15 protein-coding genes are annotated in these 15842 nt (G+C 54.4%); 7 read left to right on the forward strand and 8 right to left on the reverse strand.

The genetic code is table 11. The features are described 5' to 3' along the window. Nucleotides 1-25: 25 nt before the first annotated feature. The 4 genes from SYNC_RS10955 to SYNC_RS10970 all read left to right on the forward strand — a co-directional run bounded on the left by SYNC_RS10955 (nt 26) and on the right by SYNC_RS10970 (nt 3946). Nucleotides 26-1018, forward strand: coding sequence for a glutathione S-transferase C-terminal domain-containing protein (locus SYNC_RS10955; RefSeq protein ID WP_011620295.1), 993 nt, complete (start codon nt 26-28; stop codon nt 1016-1018). Beyond that, nucleotides 1015-1677: a DUF2301 domain-containing membrane protein gene (locus SYNC_RS10960; RefSeq protein WP_011620296.1), complete on the forward strand. Its 663-nt coding sequence runs from the start codon at nt 1015-1017 to the stop codon at nt 1675-1677. The genes SYNC_RS10955 and SYNC_RS10960 overlap by 4 nt, the downstream gene beginning before the upstream one ends. Next, nucleotides 1674-3593, forward strand: coding sequence for an ABC-F family ATP-binding cassette domain-containing protein (locus tag SYNC_RS10965; protein WP_011620297.1), 1920 nt, complete (start codon nt 1674-1676; stop codon nt 3591-3593). Before SYNC_RS10960 ends, SYNC_RS10965 begins: the two co-directional genes overlap by 4 nt. A gap of 134 nt (nt 3594-3727) precedes the next feature. Continuing rightward, nucleotides 3728-3946 carry a CP12 domain-containing protein gene (locus tag SYNC_RS10970; RefSeq protein ID WP_041426702.1) on the forward strand — a complete coding sequence of 73 codons (219 nt, stop codon included), beginning with the start codon at nt 3728-3730 and terminating at the stop codon, nt 3944-3946. Between the two features lie 76 nt (nt 3947-4022). Here SYNC_RS10970 and cgtA read toward each other — a convergent pair whose 3' ends face one another. Next, complete coding sequence (gene cgtA / locus SYNC_RS10975; protein WP_011620299.1) at nt 4023-5012, reverse strand: Obg family GTPase CgtA; 990 nt, start codon at nt 5010-5012, stop codon at nt 4023-4025. Nucleotides 5013-5072: 60 nt separating this feature from the next. On the opposite strand from cgtA, the gene SYNC_RS10980 reads away from it, so the two are divergent. Further along, nucleotides 5073-6305, forward strand: a complete 1233-nt coding sequence (locus SYNC_RS10980) for an ABC transporter ATP-binding protein (RefSeq protein ID WP_041427102.1) — start codon at nt 5073-5075, stop codon at nt 6303-6305. Between the two features lie 9 nt (nt 6306-6314). On the opposite strand, the gene SYNC_RS10985 is transcribed toward SYNC_RS10980, so the two are convergent. The 4 genes from SYNC_RS10985 to SYNC_RS11000 all read right to left on the reverse strand — a co-directional run bounded on the left by SYNC_RS10985 (nt 6315) and on the right by SYNC_RS11000 (nt 11249). Beyond that, on the reverse strand, nt 6315-8732 hold the full coding sequence (locus tag SYNC_RS10985) for an endonuclease MutS2 (RefSeq protein WP_011620301.1): 2418 nt from the start codon (nt 8730-8732) through the stop codon (nt 6315-6317). Continuing rightward, entirely contained in the window at nt 8732-9133 is a 402-nt protein-coding gene (locus SYNC_RS10990) for a VOC family protein (protein WP_011620302.1), read from the reverse strand. Before SYNC_RS10990 ends, SYNC_RS10985 begins: the two co-directional genes overlap by 1 nt. Before the next feature lie 91 nt (nt 9134-9224). Next, nucleotides 9225-10226 carry a porphobilinogen synthase gene (gene hemB, locus SYNC_RS10995; protein WP_011620303.1) on the reverse strand — a complete coding sequence of 334 codons (1002 nt, stop codon included), beginning with the start codon at nt 10224-10226 and terminating at the stop codon, nt 9225-9227. A gap of 42 nt (nt 10227-10268) precedes the next feature. Beyond that, nucleotides 10269-11249, reverse strand: a complete 981-nt coding sequence (locus SYNC_RS11000; protein WP_011620304.1) for a DnaJ C-terminal domain-containing protein — start codon at nt 11247-11249, stop codon at nt 10269-10271. A gap of 115 nt (nt 11250-11364) precedes the next feature. On the opposite strand from SYNC_RS11000, the gene SYNC_RS11005 reads away from it, so the two are divergent. Both SYNC_RS11005 and SYNC_RS11010 read left to right on the forward strand, forming a co-directional pair. Next, nucleotides 11365-11733, forward strand: a complete 369-nt coding sequence (locus SYNC_RS11005; RefSeq protein ID WP_011620305.1) for a hypothetical protein — start codon at nt 11365-11367, stop codon at nt 11731-11733. A gap of 3 nt (nt 11734-11736) precedes the next feature. Continuing rightward, nucleotides 11737-13383: a SulP family inorganic anion transporter gene (locus SYNC_RS11010; RefSeq protein ID WP_011620306.1), complete on the forward strand. Its 1647-nt coding sequence runs from the start codon at nt 11737-11739 to the stop codon at nt 13381-13383. Between the two features lie 533 nt (nt 13384-13916). On the opposite strand, the gene SYNC_RS11015 is transcribed toward SYNC_RS11010, so the two are convergent. From SYNC_RS11015 to SYNC_RS11025, 3 genes are all read right to left on the reverse strand, one after another. Next, entirely contained in the window at nt 13917-14099 is a 183-nt protein-coding gene (locus tag SYNC_RS11015; RefSeq protein ID WP_011620308.1) for a hypothetical protein, read from the reverse strand. A 282-nt stretch (nt 14100-14381) separates the two neighbouring features. Beyond that, on the reverse strand, nt 14382-14654 hold the full coding sequence (locus SYNC_RS11020) for a DUF1651 domain-containing protein (RefSeq protein ID WP_011620309.1): 273 nt from the start codon (nt 14652-14654) through the stop codon (nt 14382-14384). Between the two features lie 143 nt (nt 14655-14797). Continuing rightward, a complete protein-coding gene (locus SYNC_RS11025; protein WP_011620310.1) occupies nt 14798-15286 on the reverse strand; it encodes a L,D-transpeptidase in 489 nt (162 codons plus the stop codon). Between the last annotated feature and the right edge of the window lie 556 nt (nt 15287-15842).

The following is a 15842-nucleotide window of genomic DNA, read 5'->3' on the forward strand; positions in this document are numbered from 1 at the left end:
GAAGATAAGTGGAAATGGAAGAACGATGGCGATCCATCCACTGATTGTGCGCGGCGCTCGTGAAGGATGGCGCTGGCAATGGCTGCGCTTGATGGGAGGCCTCGGCCCTGCCGATCAAGAGGGCCACTATCGGCGCCCGAACAGCACGCCGATGCAAACCCTCGTCTTGGAGAAGAAGGAGCTCGAAGCGAGAACCAGCAAGACCAAACCCCATTTGATTGTTGGCCGAAGTTGCCCATGGGCCCATCGTGTCTGGCTTGTATTTCAACTGAGAGGACTCAGCTCAAGCATCAAACTGTTGAAGGCCGATGCCAGTCACGACGAAGGGCGTTGGCGACTAGAGCCCACCTGGCTTGGTTGCAACAGCCTGCTTGATCTTTACAAGCGGTGCGGCGCACCTCCCAGCTACCGAGCCACGGTGCCAGTCCTGGTTGATCCAGGTGCAAGCGCATCCGATCACCCCCGATTGCTGGGTAATGACAGCACCCCCCTCAGCGCAGCACTGTGTTCATGGCCAGCAGAGAAGACAGCCCTCAATCTCGCCCCAAGCGACTTAAGACCTGCCATTGAGTCCTGGCAGGAATTGATCCAACCCTCGATCAATGACGGCGTCTATCGATGTGGATTTGCGCGGAACCAAAGCGCCTTTGATCAAGCCAGCCAAGCCCTGTTCTCCGCTTTGGAGGAAGTGGAGGGGAGCTTGCAAGCCAAAGGACCATGGCTCTGCGGCGAGCAAGTCACGCTGGCGGACATCCGTCTTTTTCCCACGTTGATCCGTTGGGAACTGGTCTATGCCTCGCTCTTCGGCTGTAGTGCCAAACCGCTTTGGATGTTTCCAGCACTGTGGAGTTGGCGTCAACGCTTTTTTGCGCTTCCTGGGGTCAGTGAGAGTTGCGACAGCAAAGGGTGGACACAGGATTATTTCGGCGCACTCTTTCCCCTCAACCCCAGCGGAATTGTTCCAGATAACCCTGACCTGAGCAGACTGATAGGGGCGGGAGTGGCACAACCGGAATGACAACCAACATCAAGGCAACAGCAGAACAATCGGAACCCTGTTTTGAAGGGGTGTATGGCCCTTATTGCATCACCCTTCAGGATCAGCAGGAGGTTCAGCGCTACCGAATCTGCTTGTTGATCTGTGGTCTGAGCTTCAGCGCTGGACTCGGGCAATGGATCCTGGCAGGGCCACAGCTGGCACCCCTATGGCTGTTGCCCCTTGCCCTCTCACTCGGCCTGGCCTTGCGCTGGATTCACATTTATTTGCGCCCACTCCATCAAGCCCTTCAATTGTTTTGGGCCGCTGGATGCATCGGCTGGCTGGTCTTAGCGATCCAGGCCGGTCCATCTGAGATTTTCAACGCACTCGAGAGCCAACCTCTGTGGACCCTTGCGATTGGTCCCCTCTTTGCAGCCCTGGCAGGCATCGGCTTCAAGGAATTCTTTTGCTTCAGACGCCCAGAAGCAATTGGACTCACCCTGCTTCTGCCAGTGGCACTCCTCGGTCATTTAAGTGGTCTGATTGGAGGTCCTGCAGCCATCAGCATGATGGCAATTTGCTCCGCTCTTCTCGTGCTTCTTGCATTGCGCAAATTCGGAATGGAAGCCGCTGCTGACGTTGGAGATAAGAGCGTATTTGCTTATCTGGAAGATCTGCGTAAGGCCAAGAGCACGTGAGCCTGATCAGTCTTGTCGATGCATCCAAAGACTTCGGCATCCGCACGCTGTTTGCCGACCTCACCCTGCACATTCGTGAGGGCGACCGTCTTGGACTGATTGGCCCTAATGGCTCAGGCAAATCGACCTTACTGAAAGTGCTCGCAGGAGAAGAGCCACTTGGGGGAGGAGAACGACGTTGCTCGTCGCGGTTGAGGGTTGAGCTCGTGGGGCAAGAGAGCACAGTGGACCCAGGCCTCACCGTCTTGGAGCAGGTGTTGGCCGGTTGTGGTGAGAAACGAGACCTGCTTCTGCGTTTCAGTGAACTCAGCGAAGCCGTTGCCGACAATCCGGACAACTCAGTGCTCCTAGCGGAGCTAGGCGTACTCAGTCAAAGAATGGATGAATCCGAGGCGTGGAGTCTCGAACAACAGTGCCAGGAAGTCCTGCAAAGGCTTGGGATAACGGATCTACATAGCCCTGTGGAAGCGCTCTCAGGGGGATATCGCAAACGGGTTGGACTGGCATCGGCCCTTGTGGCTTGTCCTGATGTCCTTCTTCTCGATGAGCCCACCAACCACCTCGATGCCGCAGCGGTGGAGTGGTTGCAAAGCTGGCTAGATCGCTACCCAGGAGCGGTCGTCCTCGTGACGCACGACCGCTATGTACTAGATCGCGTGACCCGCAGAATCGTGGAAGTTGAGCTGGGGGAAGCACGGAGTATCGACGGCAATTACAGCGCTTATTTGCAGCGAAAAGCCGAACAAAATCTCGCCGATGCCTCTGCTGCTGCCAAATTCAAAAGCGTGCTCCGACGCGAATTGGCTTGGTTACGTCAGGGACCAAAGGCCCGAAGCACCAAACAAAAAGCACGTTTGCAACGCATCGACGAAATGCGGACTGCGCCCACAAAACAGAGCCGCGCTCAGCTGGAGATGGCCAGTGTGAGTCGTCGCATCGGGAAAGTCGCGATCGAGGCGGAGCATCTCTCCGTTTCGGCTAATGGCAACAAGGACGGGCCATTTTTGCTCTCAGACTTCAGTTACAGCTTCAGCCCAGAAGACCGTGTCGGAATCATTGGTCCCAACGGCAGTGGCAAATCAACCCTGCTGGACCTCATTGCGGGACGGCGTCAGCCAACCTGCGGGTCCCTTCAGATTGGAGAGACCGTTCATCTCGGATATCTCGACCAACACACCGATGTCTTAAGCGATGGGAAAGGGTTGGAGCGCAAAGTGATCGACTTTGTAGAGGAAGCGGCATCCACGATCGACCTAGGCCATGAGCAGCTCAGTGCCTCCCAGCTCTTGGAACGGTTTCTCTTCCCGCCAGCTCAACAACACAGCCCCCTCAGCAAACTCTCTGGTGGAGAACGAAGGCGCTTAAGCCTTTGCCGCATGTTGATTCAGGCACCCAATGTGCTGCTGCTAGACGAACCAACCAACGACTTGGATGTCCAGACCCTGAGTGTGCTCGAAGACCTCCTCGAAGACTTCCGTGGCTGTGTTGTCGTCGTGTCGCACGATCGGTATTTCCTGGACCGTACAGTCGATCGTCTTTTCTGTTTTGAGAACGGACGCTTACAGCGTTTTGAAGGAAACTACAGCGAATTTCTTGATTTCCGTCGCGATCTGGAGAAAGCGCACAACGAAACACTGGCAGCGCAGGAAACAGCCCAACGCACCGCAAAATCAGCTTCCAAACGGGTCTCACTTCAAGACGACAAGCCGAAACGGCGCACTTTTAAGGAATCGAAGGAGCTCGAGCGCCTGGATAGCGATCTTCCCGCGCTCGAGGAGAGAAAACAGGAGCTGGAACAGGCCATTGCTGGCGGGATAGGAGATCTCAGTTCTCTGAGCTTGGAACTCGCAGCGTTGTTGGACTCGCTTCATGCCAGTGAAGAGCGCTGGCTGGAGCTCAGCGAACTCGAGCCATAACCCCTTGCATCGGCTGATTCAGGAAGGGGTGGCGTGTTGTTACGGAAACTATTTCGCCTACAAGACAAGTGGTTTTACAAAAAACCAGTCGTAAAATGAATTCATCGCAACTGGCTTCACGAGCCGCCGATTCCATGAAATCCATCGACGAGCACATCAAGAAAGATCAGTCTGAGATTGAAGCCGCTCGTGCTTCAGGCGACGAAGCCAAGGTGCGTCATCTGACTGAGGAACTGCACTCTCTTGAGGAATACAAGGAGCACAACCCTGGGGACAAGCACGATCCAACCTCTCTCGAGCTTTATTGCGATGCAAACCCAGAAGCCGAAGAGTGCCGCGTCTACGACGACTGAGCCACTAGGGGCTTCTTGGTGATGAGCCTGCCCATAAGGCAGGTTTTTTTATGCACTTTCAATCCTGCTGGCAGCCTTAAATCCCCAATTCGCTCCAGACACGATCCAACATGTCATCCAGCCCGCGGTTCATCGCCGCCGAGACTAAAAGAGGAGTGCGTCCACTGGCCTCAGTAAGGGCCGAAACAATCGCGTCAAGATCCTCTTCCTGGATGAGCTCCTGCTTGTTGATGACCAGAATTCTGGGACGCTCCACCAGCCCATGTCCATAGGCTTCAAGCTCTTTTTCAACAACGCGAAGATCGAGCAAGGGATCTTCGGCACCGCCATCCACGAGGTGAATGAGGAGTCGCGTGCGTTCGATATGGCGAAGAAAATCATGGCCCAACCCCGCACCCTGGGCTGCACCAGCAATCAAACCAGGGATATCAGCGAACACAGTGCCGTCACCTGTCGGGCGGCGCACCACACCAAGATTCGGAATCAGGGTTGTGAACGGGTAATCGGCGATTTTGGGTCGGGCTGCAGACAAAACGCTGATCAGGGTGCTTTTACCGGCATTCGGGAGCCCAATGATCCCCACTTCAGCAAGAAGCTTGAGCTCCAGCTGCAACGGCCATTCTTCGCCGTCGCGACCCTCCGTACATTTTTCGGGAGCACGGTTTCGATTGCTGAGGTAGTGGGCATTGCCCAGTCCTCCACGCCCACCAAACGCCACGGTGAGGCGTTCTTCATGGGTGGTGAGATCCCCCAGCACGATTCCCGTACTCAGGTGTCGGACCTCAGTGCCACAAGGCACTTTGATCACTAGGGGCGGACCTGACGCACCAGTACAGCGATTGGGGCCTCCCCGTCGCCCATCGATCCCAGCGAACAGACGCTTGTATTTGAAATCCAAAAGGGTTTGCAGGTTGGAGTCGGCCTCCAACACCACATCCGCGCCCTGGCCTCCATCACCGCCGGAGGGACCTCCCGCTGGGACATATTTTTCTCGACGAAAGGCCACGATGCCATCACCACCACGGCCACCCCGCACGGAAATGCGCGCTTGGTCGATGAACTGCACAGCAAGCCTCAGTTGGGGCCAATTCCCAACCCTAGGATCGAAGAGTACGAGGACAAGAGCTTGGCCGGGGTTCGCTTCGAGGCACTCAGCAAGAACTATCCCGCCCGTGGGGGGGGCAAGCCTGTTGAGGTGATTCGTGATCTCTCCCTGAGCATCGCTGACGGCGAATTTCTGGTGCTCGTTGGTCCTTCTGGCTGCGGCAAAAGCACGCTTCTGCGACTGATGGCAGGCCTGGAAGCCCCAAGCTCTGGAGAGATCCTGGTGGGGAACCAACCCGTGTCTGGCCTTAGGCCAGCGAAGCGCAATGTCGCGATGGTGTTTCAAAGCTATGCGCTCTATCCCCATCTGAGCGTTCGCGACAACTTGGCCTTCGGTCTTAGGAGAAGCCAACAGCGCACGAGTTTGCAGCAGCTGCAAGACCAACTTCACCGCAACACACGCCGTCTCCCTGCTGCTCTAAGAATCCCCTCGCATCGTGAGCAGCAGCTCGAGAAGCGCATCCAGGATGTGGCTCAATCTCTCGAATTGGATCAACTCCTCGATCGACGCCCCAAAGAACTATCTGGTGGACAAAAACAACGGGTGGCCCTGGGCCGGGCAATGGCCCGCAAACCAGAGGTCTTCCTCATGGATGAACCGCTGAGCAATCTCGACGCAAAATTGCGCGGAAGCACTCGCGCGCGGATCGTTGATCTTCAGAGGCAACTCGGAACCACCACCATTTATGTCACCCATGACCAGGTGGAAGCGATGACCATGGGGCACCGGATCGCCGTTCTCAACCAGGGACACCTCCAGCAACTGGGCACTCCGATGGAGCTGTACCGCTGGCCTTCCAATCTGTTTGTGGCCCAATTCATCGGCAGCCCACCAATGAATGTGCTGCCCGTTCATGTTGGGCCTAATGCCACGTTGATGCTTCAGGACAAACGCCTCAACGTGGAGGGTCCCACTAGGGCCTTGCTTCAGACCCTTGAAGGTCAACGGATCAGCGGAGGGATCCGTCCGGAGCAGCTTCATGTTGCACCAGCAACCAACCGAAACCTTCCAGCGGAAGTGAGTCACAGTGAGGTTTTAGGGAACGAACAACTGCTCACCTGCCGCCTGCTGGACGGGGACCATTTAGTACAGGTGAGAGCCGATCCAAGCCTGAACGTTTCAATTGGAGGATCGATTCATTTAGAAGCCGATCCAGATGGCTGGCGGTTATTCGATGAGGCTGGGGATGCCATTGCTTTACCAGAGCCCCCACCAGCCGAACCCGATGAACCTCAACTTCCCCTACTGAGCTGATCTCAGCGATCAGCGCACCCAAACCACGCTGCAACCTGGACCACCATCTCCCTGATCGGCATCACCCACTCGTTCCACATAGGGAAGGGAATCAAGCCACTGACGCAAGCCGCGCTTGAGGCGACCAGTCCCAATCCCGTGGATGACCCAAATTGGACCATTAGCTCCACGGAGCAACTCTTCCACAGCCGCTTCCGCTTCATGCACTCTCTGGCCGCGAACATCCACCGTGTTCCGAGCGGTACGCACCTGGGAGCCGCCGGATCCTCGCCGCGCTTTCACCTGAACCACAGGCTTTTCTGGCGGTGCAGCTCGGCGACCATCCAAGCTTTCCACCGACTGAAGGTCCACCATGCTGCGCATCACGCCACATCGGACACTCAGCTGCTGGCCATCGTCTGACACCTCCAGCACCTCGGCAGCTTTATCGAGGGCAAGCAGGCGAATGCGTTCTCCCACAGAGGGCCGCCATTCCGGATGAAGGCGACGCTCTGGAACGGAGCGATGCTTGGATTCAAGCTTGCGCAGCCGCTGACCGGCGCTGCGAGCGGTTTCTCCATCGGCCTTCTGATCCCGCAATCTGCGAATCAAATGGCGCACTTCTTTTTGCCCATCACGAATCGAGCTCTCCAAACGCTGACGTCCCAACTCCTGCTGCTGAGCAGAGTTTTTGCGTTGCTGCTCCCACCGCTGAAGGAGCTCCTCATGCAGCAATTCAGTCCGAGCCAAGAGTGCAGCCGCATCTTCAGCCGCGGCCTGTTGGCGTTGCCGCTGCTCCTCTAAGCCACGGATCACAGCGTTGACATCTCCATCGCCACTGGGCTTAAGCAGTTGCCTGGCTTGTTCGATCACGCCGCTGTCAAATCCAAGCCGCGTGGCAATCGCCAACGCATTGCTGCGTCCTGGGATCCCCCAAAGCAGCTGATAGGTCGGCGAAAGGGAGTCGCTATCAAAGGAGACGGAGGCGTTTTCAAAGCGTGAATCGCTGTACTTGAGTGCTTTGAGCTCCCCAAAGTGGGTTGTAGCAATAGTGAGTCGGGCGCAATTGGCCAAATTGCGCAGCAAAGCAATCGCCAAGGCCGTGCCCTCACTGGGATCTGTACCAGCGCCCACCTCATCGAGCAGCACTAACGCCGGCGCCGGTCCAGAAGCAATGGATTGAAGGATGCTTCCGATTCTTTTTACATGGCCACTAAACGTGGACAAACTCTGCTGAAGCGACTGCTCGTCCCCGATGTCGGCAAGAACCTGCGCACACCAAGGGAGTGAGGGGCTGCCGTTGCAGGGAATCCACATACCGGCTCTAGCCATCAATGCCGCCAAGCCAATGCTCTTCAAGGTCACTGTTTTTCCGCCGGTGTTGGGTCCAGTGATGGCAACAACCCGCAGCTGCTCCGACACCTCAACGCTCACAGGCACCACAGGGGCGCCACCCTCCTTGCGCTGCTGCCAAACCAGTAGTGGATGACGCAGCTCCAGAATGTGGAAGGGCGAATCAGCTTCAGCTTCAAGCCGTGGTGGTACGGCACCGAGCCATTGGCCATAACGCCCCCTTGCCAAGGCCAGATCTAACTTCAACAGCACGGCCATCAAGCGATCGATCACATCGTTTTGCTCTGCAACGGCAGCACTGAGCTCGGCCAGGACCCTTCGCTCCTCGTCTCTGATCCGGCCATCGAGAGCCGCCAGACGATTGCCGAGACCGATCACAGTTTTCGGTTCAACAAAGACAGTATTGCCAGACGAAGAACTGTCGTGAACCATTCCCGGACATTGAGACGCAGCACCGGCCTTCACCGCCAAAACCGGACGACCATGGCGTTCCGCGATCACGGTGTCTTGCAACAGAGTCGACCAACGCCGCACAACCGCCTGTAAACGATCACGCCTCTCCTGACGTGCAACCTGCCATTGGAGACGCAAATCTTCCAACGATTCACTCGCTCGGTTGGCAACGCGCCCACCTTCTTCCAGCGCAAATTTCAAACGCTGCTCGAGCTCCGGAAGCGTTGCCACATTTTCCAGCAGAGCTGAACAGCGAGGTCTCAAGTCAGGGTCATCGATCTGACGGCGCAGTCGTCGGGCTGCAGCGAGTGTGTGCGCCACAGACAGCAACTCCTCGCCTGAGGCTGTTCCGCCTTTGTAACAGCGGAGCAAGACCATCTCGAGGTCATACACCCCTTGAAAACTCAAACCGCCGTCAAGCAGGCCGTCCAGGCTGGCGAGCTCCATACTTCTGGCCTGATAGGTCAGCGTGGTCTCCAGATCAGCTGGGAGCTGCCCCTTCAAGCATTGCTGGCGCCCCTGTGGGGTGCTCGCAAATGTTGAAAAGTGCTGGCACAACCGCGGCCACTCCAGCAATTCCAGGGTCTCTTCCAGAATCGAAATCGAAGGAGGTGTCGATATCGCACGGGGTTCGGATGTCATCAGGAGAGACCCGCTGATGCCTCCATCTGGTTAGAGGGGATGCCACCGGGAGGTTCATACAGCATCTCTAGCCAGTTCCCATCTGGATCCCGGAAGTAAAAGGAGGCTGTTCCATCTCTGTGGTCATGCACCGCTCCAACGCTGACCCCAGACGCTTTGAGGTGGTCATGAACCACATCAATCTCGGCACGATCGCGAAAGTGAAAAGCAAAATGCGGCCCAGCTGCTTTGTAGCTGGGCCCGAGAAGGGCTAACCCATCTCGGCCTCCTCCCGCCTCGAGATAACACCAGTCATCCGCCTTCCAGACCAAGCGCATGCCGAGATCACAGTAAAAAGCGATCGCACGTGACATGTCCTGCACACGGATGGCAACGTGGCCAAGGCGCTGTACCGCTGGCATAGAGGCTGTGAAAGAAGAGGGTCATTCTGGTGTGTCAATCGCAATCTGTGGAGTGACTCCACGACCGAGACCATCCACGACCTAGCCGTCTTCAACGCATCCGTAGCCACTCGGCGGCATCACAAGCGTGATAAGTGAGGATTAAATCAGCACCTGCACGCTTGAAGCTCAGCAAAGTCTCGAGAACCACCGCACGTTCATCAATCCATCCCCGTTCGGCGGCCGCTTTCACCATGGAGTATTCGCCACTGACGTTGTAAGCAGCGATCGGAAGCTCTGACTCATCCCGCAGGCGGCAGATGATGTCCAGATAAGCCAACCCTGGCTTCACCATCATGATGTCGGCACCCTCTTGCTCATCAAGCTGGGCCTCCGTGATGGCCTCGCGAGCATTGGCCGGATCCATTTGATAAGTGTCTTTGTTTTTAGGGATCACCTTCTCAGTGGTCGCGCGAGGAGCGGAATCCAGCGCCTCGCGAAACGGGCCGTAATAAGCGGAGGAATACTTTGCGGTGTAACTGATGATGCCGACGTGCTCGAAACCGGCGTCATCAAGGGCTTCACGAATGGCGCCAACGCGACCATCCATCATGTCGCTAGGTCCAATCAGATCAGCCCCGGCCTCCGCCTGCATCACAGCCTGCTTGCACAACTGCTCGACGGTTTCGTCGTTCAGAACGACGCCTTCTTGGCTCACAATCCCGTCGTGGCCATCACAGGAATAAGGGTCGAGGGCAACGTCGGTCATGATCGCCATATCGGGAACATCCCCCTTGAGCTGCCGAATCGCTCGTGGGATTAAACCGTTGGCATTGAAACTTTCTGAACCGTCTTCAGTTTTCAGGCCTTCAGCCACCTTAGGGAAGAGCACCACGCAGCGAATCCCCAGATCCCAGGCTCTTTGAACTTCAGCGCTCAAGTAATCGAGGCTCCAGCGACTCGCGCCTGGCATGGCACCGATCGGTTCAACCTCAGCACCTTCGTGAACAAACAGCGGATAGATAAAATCGGCTGGAAGCAATTGGTTTTCGCGCACCATGGCCCTTAAGGCAGGAGAGCGACGTAAACGGCGGGGGCGATAGCAGATATCCATTAATAAGGTCTGACTGAAGATGCTGAAATCGTAAATCCCGCTTCAGAGGCTGGCGTTCTGCATCCACTGTTGACGGATGTCTCCGTCTCGGCTGCTCTGAAGCTGTTCAAGCAGCTGACGCTGTTCGTCTGACCACTGCTTCGGCCATTGAAGATCAAGAGTCAGCAGCAGATCTCCACGGCCAGACTTTCCTGGCCAACCTTTCCCCCGAAGGCGAAGGCTTTTCCCTGGAGCAGTGCCAGGGGGAATGGTGACGTCTGCTTCACCATCGGGCGTCATGACCTTGACCATTCCACCTAGAGCCAATTCGTCGAAAGCAACAGGCAATTCAGCACGCAACTGATCGCCATCCAGGGTCCAGATCGGATGCGATTGAACCTCAATCACGAGATAAAGATCACCGCGACGACCAGTACCCGGCTGAACATTTCCCTTGCCTTTAAGCCGAAGCTTCGAACCACTTTTCACGCCAGGAGGGATCCGGACCTGAACCCGCTCATCGTTTACAGATAAGGTGCGCTCCCCACCTCGAAACGCTTCCGAGAACGTCACTTTGACCGCTGCTTCTGCATCAAGGTTGAGGGGTCCTCTCGATCCACCGCGTGGGAAGCCGCCTCCAGGGAAGCCACCTCCAGGGAAACCTCCGCCATATCCTGCGGGACCAGAGCCACCTCCAGCCCCACCCCCAAAACGGCCCAGGAGGTCATTAATGAAGTCGTCAAAGTTGCCGTAGCGGCCAAAGTCAACATCAACTCCTGCGGGGCCTGAACCACCGCCAGGCATTCCTGCCTGGTTCCAGTATTGGCCAAATTGTTCGTAACGGCGGCGTTTCTCAGGATCAGAAAGCACCTCATAGGCTTCGCTTACTTCTTTGAAACGTGCTTCAGCGTCCTGATCGTCCGGATTCACATCAGGGTGATATTGACGAGCCAACTTGCGAAAAGCACGTTTCACCGTGTCGGCGTCTGCACTGCGTTCCACACCCAGCACTTTGAAGTAATCGCGGTAGCCACTGCCGGCCATGGAATTCATCAGCCCTTAGAGCTGCACATCAGATCCGAATCACAGTTTCGTCCGTGGATGCGGACCGGAGCAATGGCGGGATGCCCGAACGGCAGACCGTTCTTAGATTTAGGAAATGGTTGAAATCAGCAAACTGTTGCCTGTGTTGGCATCACTGGCGGCGATCACGCTTCCAATTCACGCAGCAGCATCTCCCGATCCAGCAGAACTGGCTGACCATCTCAGTTCAAGCAAGGCGATGTACTACGGATCCTGGCGTTGTCCTGCCTGCATCAAGCAAACCGAATTGTTTGGCGATGCAGCCAACAAGCTTCCTTACGTGGAATGCGCGAAACCCAAGGAAATGCCAGCTCAGGCGGCAGCCTGTCAAACAGCCGAGATTCGGGCATATCCCACCTGGATTCTTGAAAACGGCCAACGACGAATAGGGGTTCAAACCCTCGAGCAACTCAAGGTATGGACATCCATGCCAAGCCGTCCTTAATCCATGGCACGTCGAAGACTGGCCTTAGTTAACGGCTTCAGCTGGAGGCACTGGAGAGGCGATTTACTAGGCGGCCTCACGGCAGCCGTGGTGGCCTTACCCCTAGCCCTTGCGTTTGGGAACGCAGCACTGGGTCCGGGCGGAGCGATTTACGGGCTGTACGGAGCGATCATTACGGGCTTTCTGGCCGCTCTCTTTGGAGGTACACCTGCGCAAGTATCAGGTCCGACAGGACCGATGAGCGTCACCGTTGCCGGGGTCATTGGAACACTCGCAGCCGTTGGGATTTCTCGGGAACTTGGGAGCAATGAGCTACTCCCGCTCGTCATGGGGGCCGTCTTGATCGGCGGGCTCATTCAGATCCTGATGGGAGTTCTGCGGCTTGGTCGGTACATCACCCTCGTTCCTTATTCAGTGGTTTCGGGCTTCATGTCTGGCATTGGAGTAATTATTCTCTGCCTACAAATCGGACCCTTATTAGGAATCAAAAGCCAGGGCGGAGTGATCACCTCGCTCGGGACAGTTTTCAGTCAATTTACACCCAACTTGGCTGCATTATTGGTTGGTGCATTGACATTGGCAGTTGTTTTTTTAACACCCAACAGAATCAGCACCTGGGTGCCATCGCCACTCATTGCCTTGGTGATCATTACACCTCTTTCCATGCTGTTGTTTCAAGACGGCATCCCCCGAATCGGAACGATTCCGGAAGGGGGATTGAATTTCAGCATGCCTAATATCAAAGATCATTTTCCCGTCTTATTACGGGCTGGTCTTGTACTTGCGGTGCTTGGTGCCATTGACTCGCTGCTCACATCACTTGTGGCCGACAACATCAGCCAAAGTCGTCACCAGTCCAATCGAGAGCTGATCGGGCAAGGCATTGCCAACAGCGTGGCTGGACTATTTAACGGACTCCCAGGTGCTGGAGCAACGATGCGAACAGTGATCAATATCAAATCAGGAGGCCGAACCCCCATCTCAGGGATGGCGCATTCAGTATTTTTACTTGTGCTGCTGCTGGGCGCGGGACCACTTGCCGAGAGCATTCCAGAAGCGTTATTGGCCGGAATATTAATCAAAGTTGGCCTAGACATCATCGACTGGGGATTCCTATTAAGAGCGCACCGTCTCTCCATCAAGACAGCACTTGTGATGTGGGGTGTTTTGCTGATGACCGTGTTCTGGGATCTCATCGGCGCAGTGCTTGTTGGCATGTTCGTTGCCAACCTTCTAACCATTGAATCGATTACGACGCATCAGTTGGAAAGCATGAATTCAGAAGATAGTTCTCAGCTCGATCAAGAAGAACAACAATTCCTCAATCGTTGCGGAGATGCACTCATGCTGTTTCGCTTGCAGGGACCACTGAGTTTTGGGGCAGCAAAAGGAATCAGCGAACGCATGACCCAAATCAGGCAATATAAAATACTTTTACTCGACGTGACAGACGTTCCGCATCTTGGTATCACGGCCACGTTGGCGATCGAAAGAATGGTGGAGGAGGCAGAACACCACGAACGCCAAGTCCTGATCGCGGGCGCCAATGCAAAGGTCAAAGCTCGACTGGAACAATTCCGAATCCATCAGCTAACCGGAAGCAGAAAAGAAGCCTTAGCGCATGCCGCTCATGAACTGAATCCGGCCTAACGGCATCGAAACAGCAGGCAAGACCCAGTATTTATACTCAACAAGCAGAGGCGGTAGCTGTGAATACGCGGAAGAGAGCGTTTGCCGGCAAAATGTAAATACTAGTTAATTTCCCATGGAGATCCTCACCGCACTCGCTATCGCCCCATTCCTGGCAGCACTCGTACTCGGAGCAAGAGAAGCTGAACTCGAAGAACAAAACAATCGATAAAAGCAAGTTACAGCCACTCAGCAAGCAACAATTAATCGACTGGTCGACTGATTACACTTCGCGGATTCAATTGATCTACGCACAAAAAAAACCAGACCTGGAGCATTATTTGCACACACACTAATGCAACTCTTACCTTGCAAGACTAAACATCAAAATGGCCTCTTGGCCGTTTCGTCTTTCTTCAATACCAGATTAATCCCATACTTTTATTCAAACCTGCACATATCCCACACGCAAATAGGAGACAAATAGCCTTCAAATCTTGCTCGAATCGACGGACCAACTTATTCGTATTTCAGGAGTTGCAATGAAGCAATGATCAAAAGAAAACCTGTCCTGAAAGCCAATGGCCATAGGGCCTCGACGAAGCCTCAGCGAGCGCCAAGAAGATCGTGATTCCAATACCGAGAAGGGTGATGGAAATGCCACCAGCAATGGCGATATCGTATGAAACACGTATTGCAGAAGAGCTACGGCCAGGAAGGGAGGGACGTTGAGCCATTCACCTGAACAACAAGCTACAAATCAGTTATGAAGCACCAGAGACAATAAAACAGGCTGCATTGATGAAGCTCATCAATTCGTTTCATGACGCAACATACCTTGGCTCATCTTGCTGAAAAAAAGGGTGAGTCTAGGAAAAGCCAAGCCCTTGCAACGCTTATTTCAAATAGGACCTAGCCAAGAAACGAATCCCGGGCAAATACAACCATCAAAAACCAGCTGGATTCGAACATTGATGAACCAAAACTGGATTCACCGGAATACGAGATAAGACCTTTTGCTAACGAACCGGGGGGTAACAGCGCTGCCAACCTGCCTCACGCATGGTGTCCCAGGTGTCGATCGCCTGATGACGCAGCATCCGACGACGCGAAAGGGGCACTGGCGGATAGGGCGGCGTCCATTGAAACGTCCTTAACGCGATTAATTCGCCGTCAGCAGAGTTGCCAGCAGACTGAAAATGCACCAATTGCTGTTGAAGCTCATTGGAAAGCCAACCCTCTCCACCAGGGATGTCCGGTAGGCGTTTTGAATCGGGACGAAGTCGTGGCATTAATTAATTATGACAGCCTCAAGCGAAAACGGCTGCATTAGTAAAGAGCAACAGATATTTGTACTGATTTGAGAACCACCCAACCAAGGCCGTAGAAAGCAGTGACTAAGAAAAGGCGAACTAAGTGGAAGTGGCAAAACCTCTCATCGAATCACAACAGGAGTGCCTACCTCAACCTGATTAAAGACTTCAATGACGTCACTGTTCAGCATTCTGATACAACCCAAACTTGCAGCCGCACGAAGGTGAACCCACCGTGGCCAAGCCGTTCCATGGACGGCATAAACCTTTCCATCTGCTGCCGACTTCAAGTAAGGCATAAATCGAACACCAACTGGATCATTAGGCCCAGCAGGGAAAACTTTATGGTGAGACTTTGAATAATATGTAGGGTCTTTTACTTTTTTCAGAATGCTATACACACCAGGGATCGTGGGCGATTCGGGTGCACCAATCGCAATTGGATATCTCTTGACGACAGTTCCTGCGTCTTTAAGCCAAAGGTAGCGTTCCTTAAGGCTTACCTCAATCTCAATCTCAGCTTTAGCCTCAGATAAAGCAACACAGTTGAAAGCAAAATAGCCCAAAGAAGCCGCCAAAAACACTTTCAGGAAAGGCTTTAGCTTAAACATTGGTCAAATTAAAACTTTAAGCACTCTACATCAATCAACAGCAAAGAGAAGCCACAAGCGAACCCCGGAAGGCTTGCAACGCGAGAATTAAAAATTAACCGCTCAATCTCCTTCCACAAGATGCTAAGCATCCCCAAATTCCTGGACAATTGTTTTATCGATACTTGCCATCACTACGCCGTCTGCATTGCGAAAAACGAGAGATTCAATCCAAACACAGCTTTTAGACCAATCAACCTCATTCTCATGCTTGATTTCATCTTGAGATATTGCAATTTAATTTCCAGCTGAAATGAGAACGAGCTAGACATCAAGCGGTTATATCTTCGGCGAAGCTGACAGGCGAACAGAACACTGCCAGCACATGCAGTTTGAATGAAGACAGCAACAGTCAAGGCAGCTGAGTCAACCAGCTAGGCATTGATCAGCAATGACCACAGAGTTTTGTTGAAATAAAGACTCAAATCACGCCCTTTGCAGGGCTCATGCGAGCTGGAAGACCTGCAGCGCAATTGAGGAATCAAAAATGGGCAGTTATGCCTATCGCCGTAGGGAT

This window comes from Synechococcus sp. CC9311, from assembly GCF_000014585.1.
GTDB lineage: Bacteria > Cyanobacteriota > Cyanobacteriia > PCC-6307 > Cyanobiaceae > Synechococcus_C.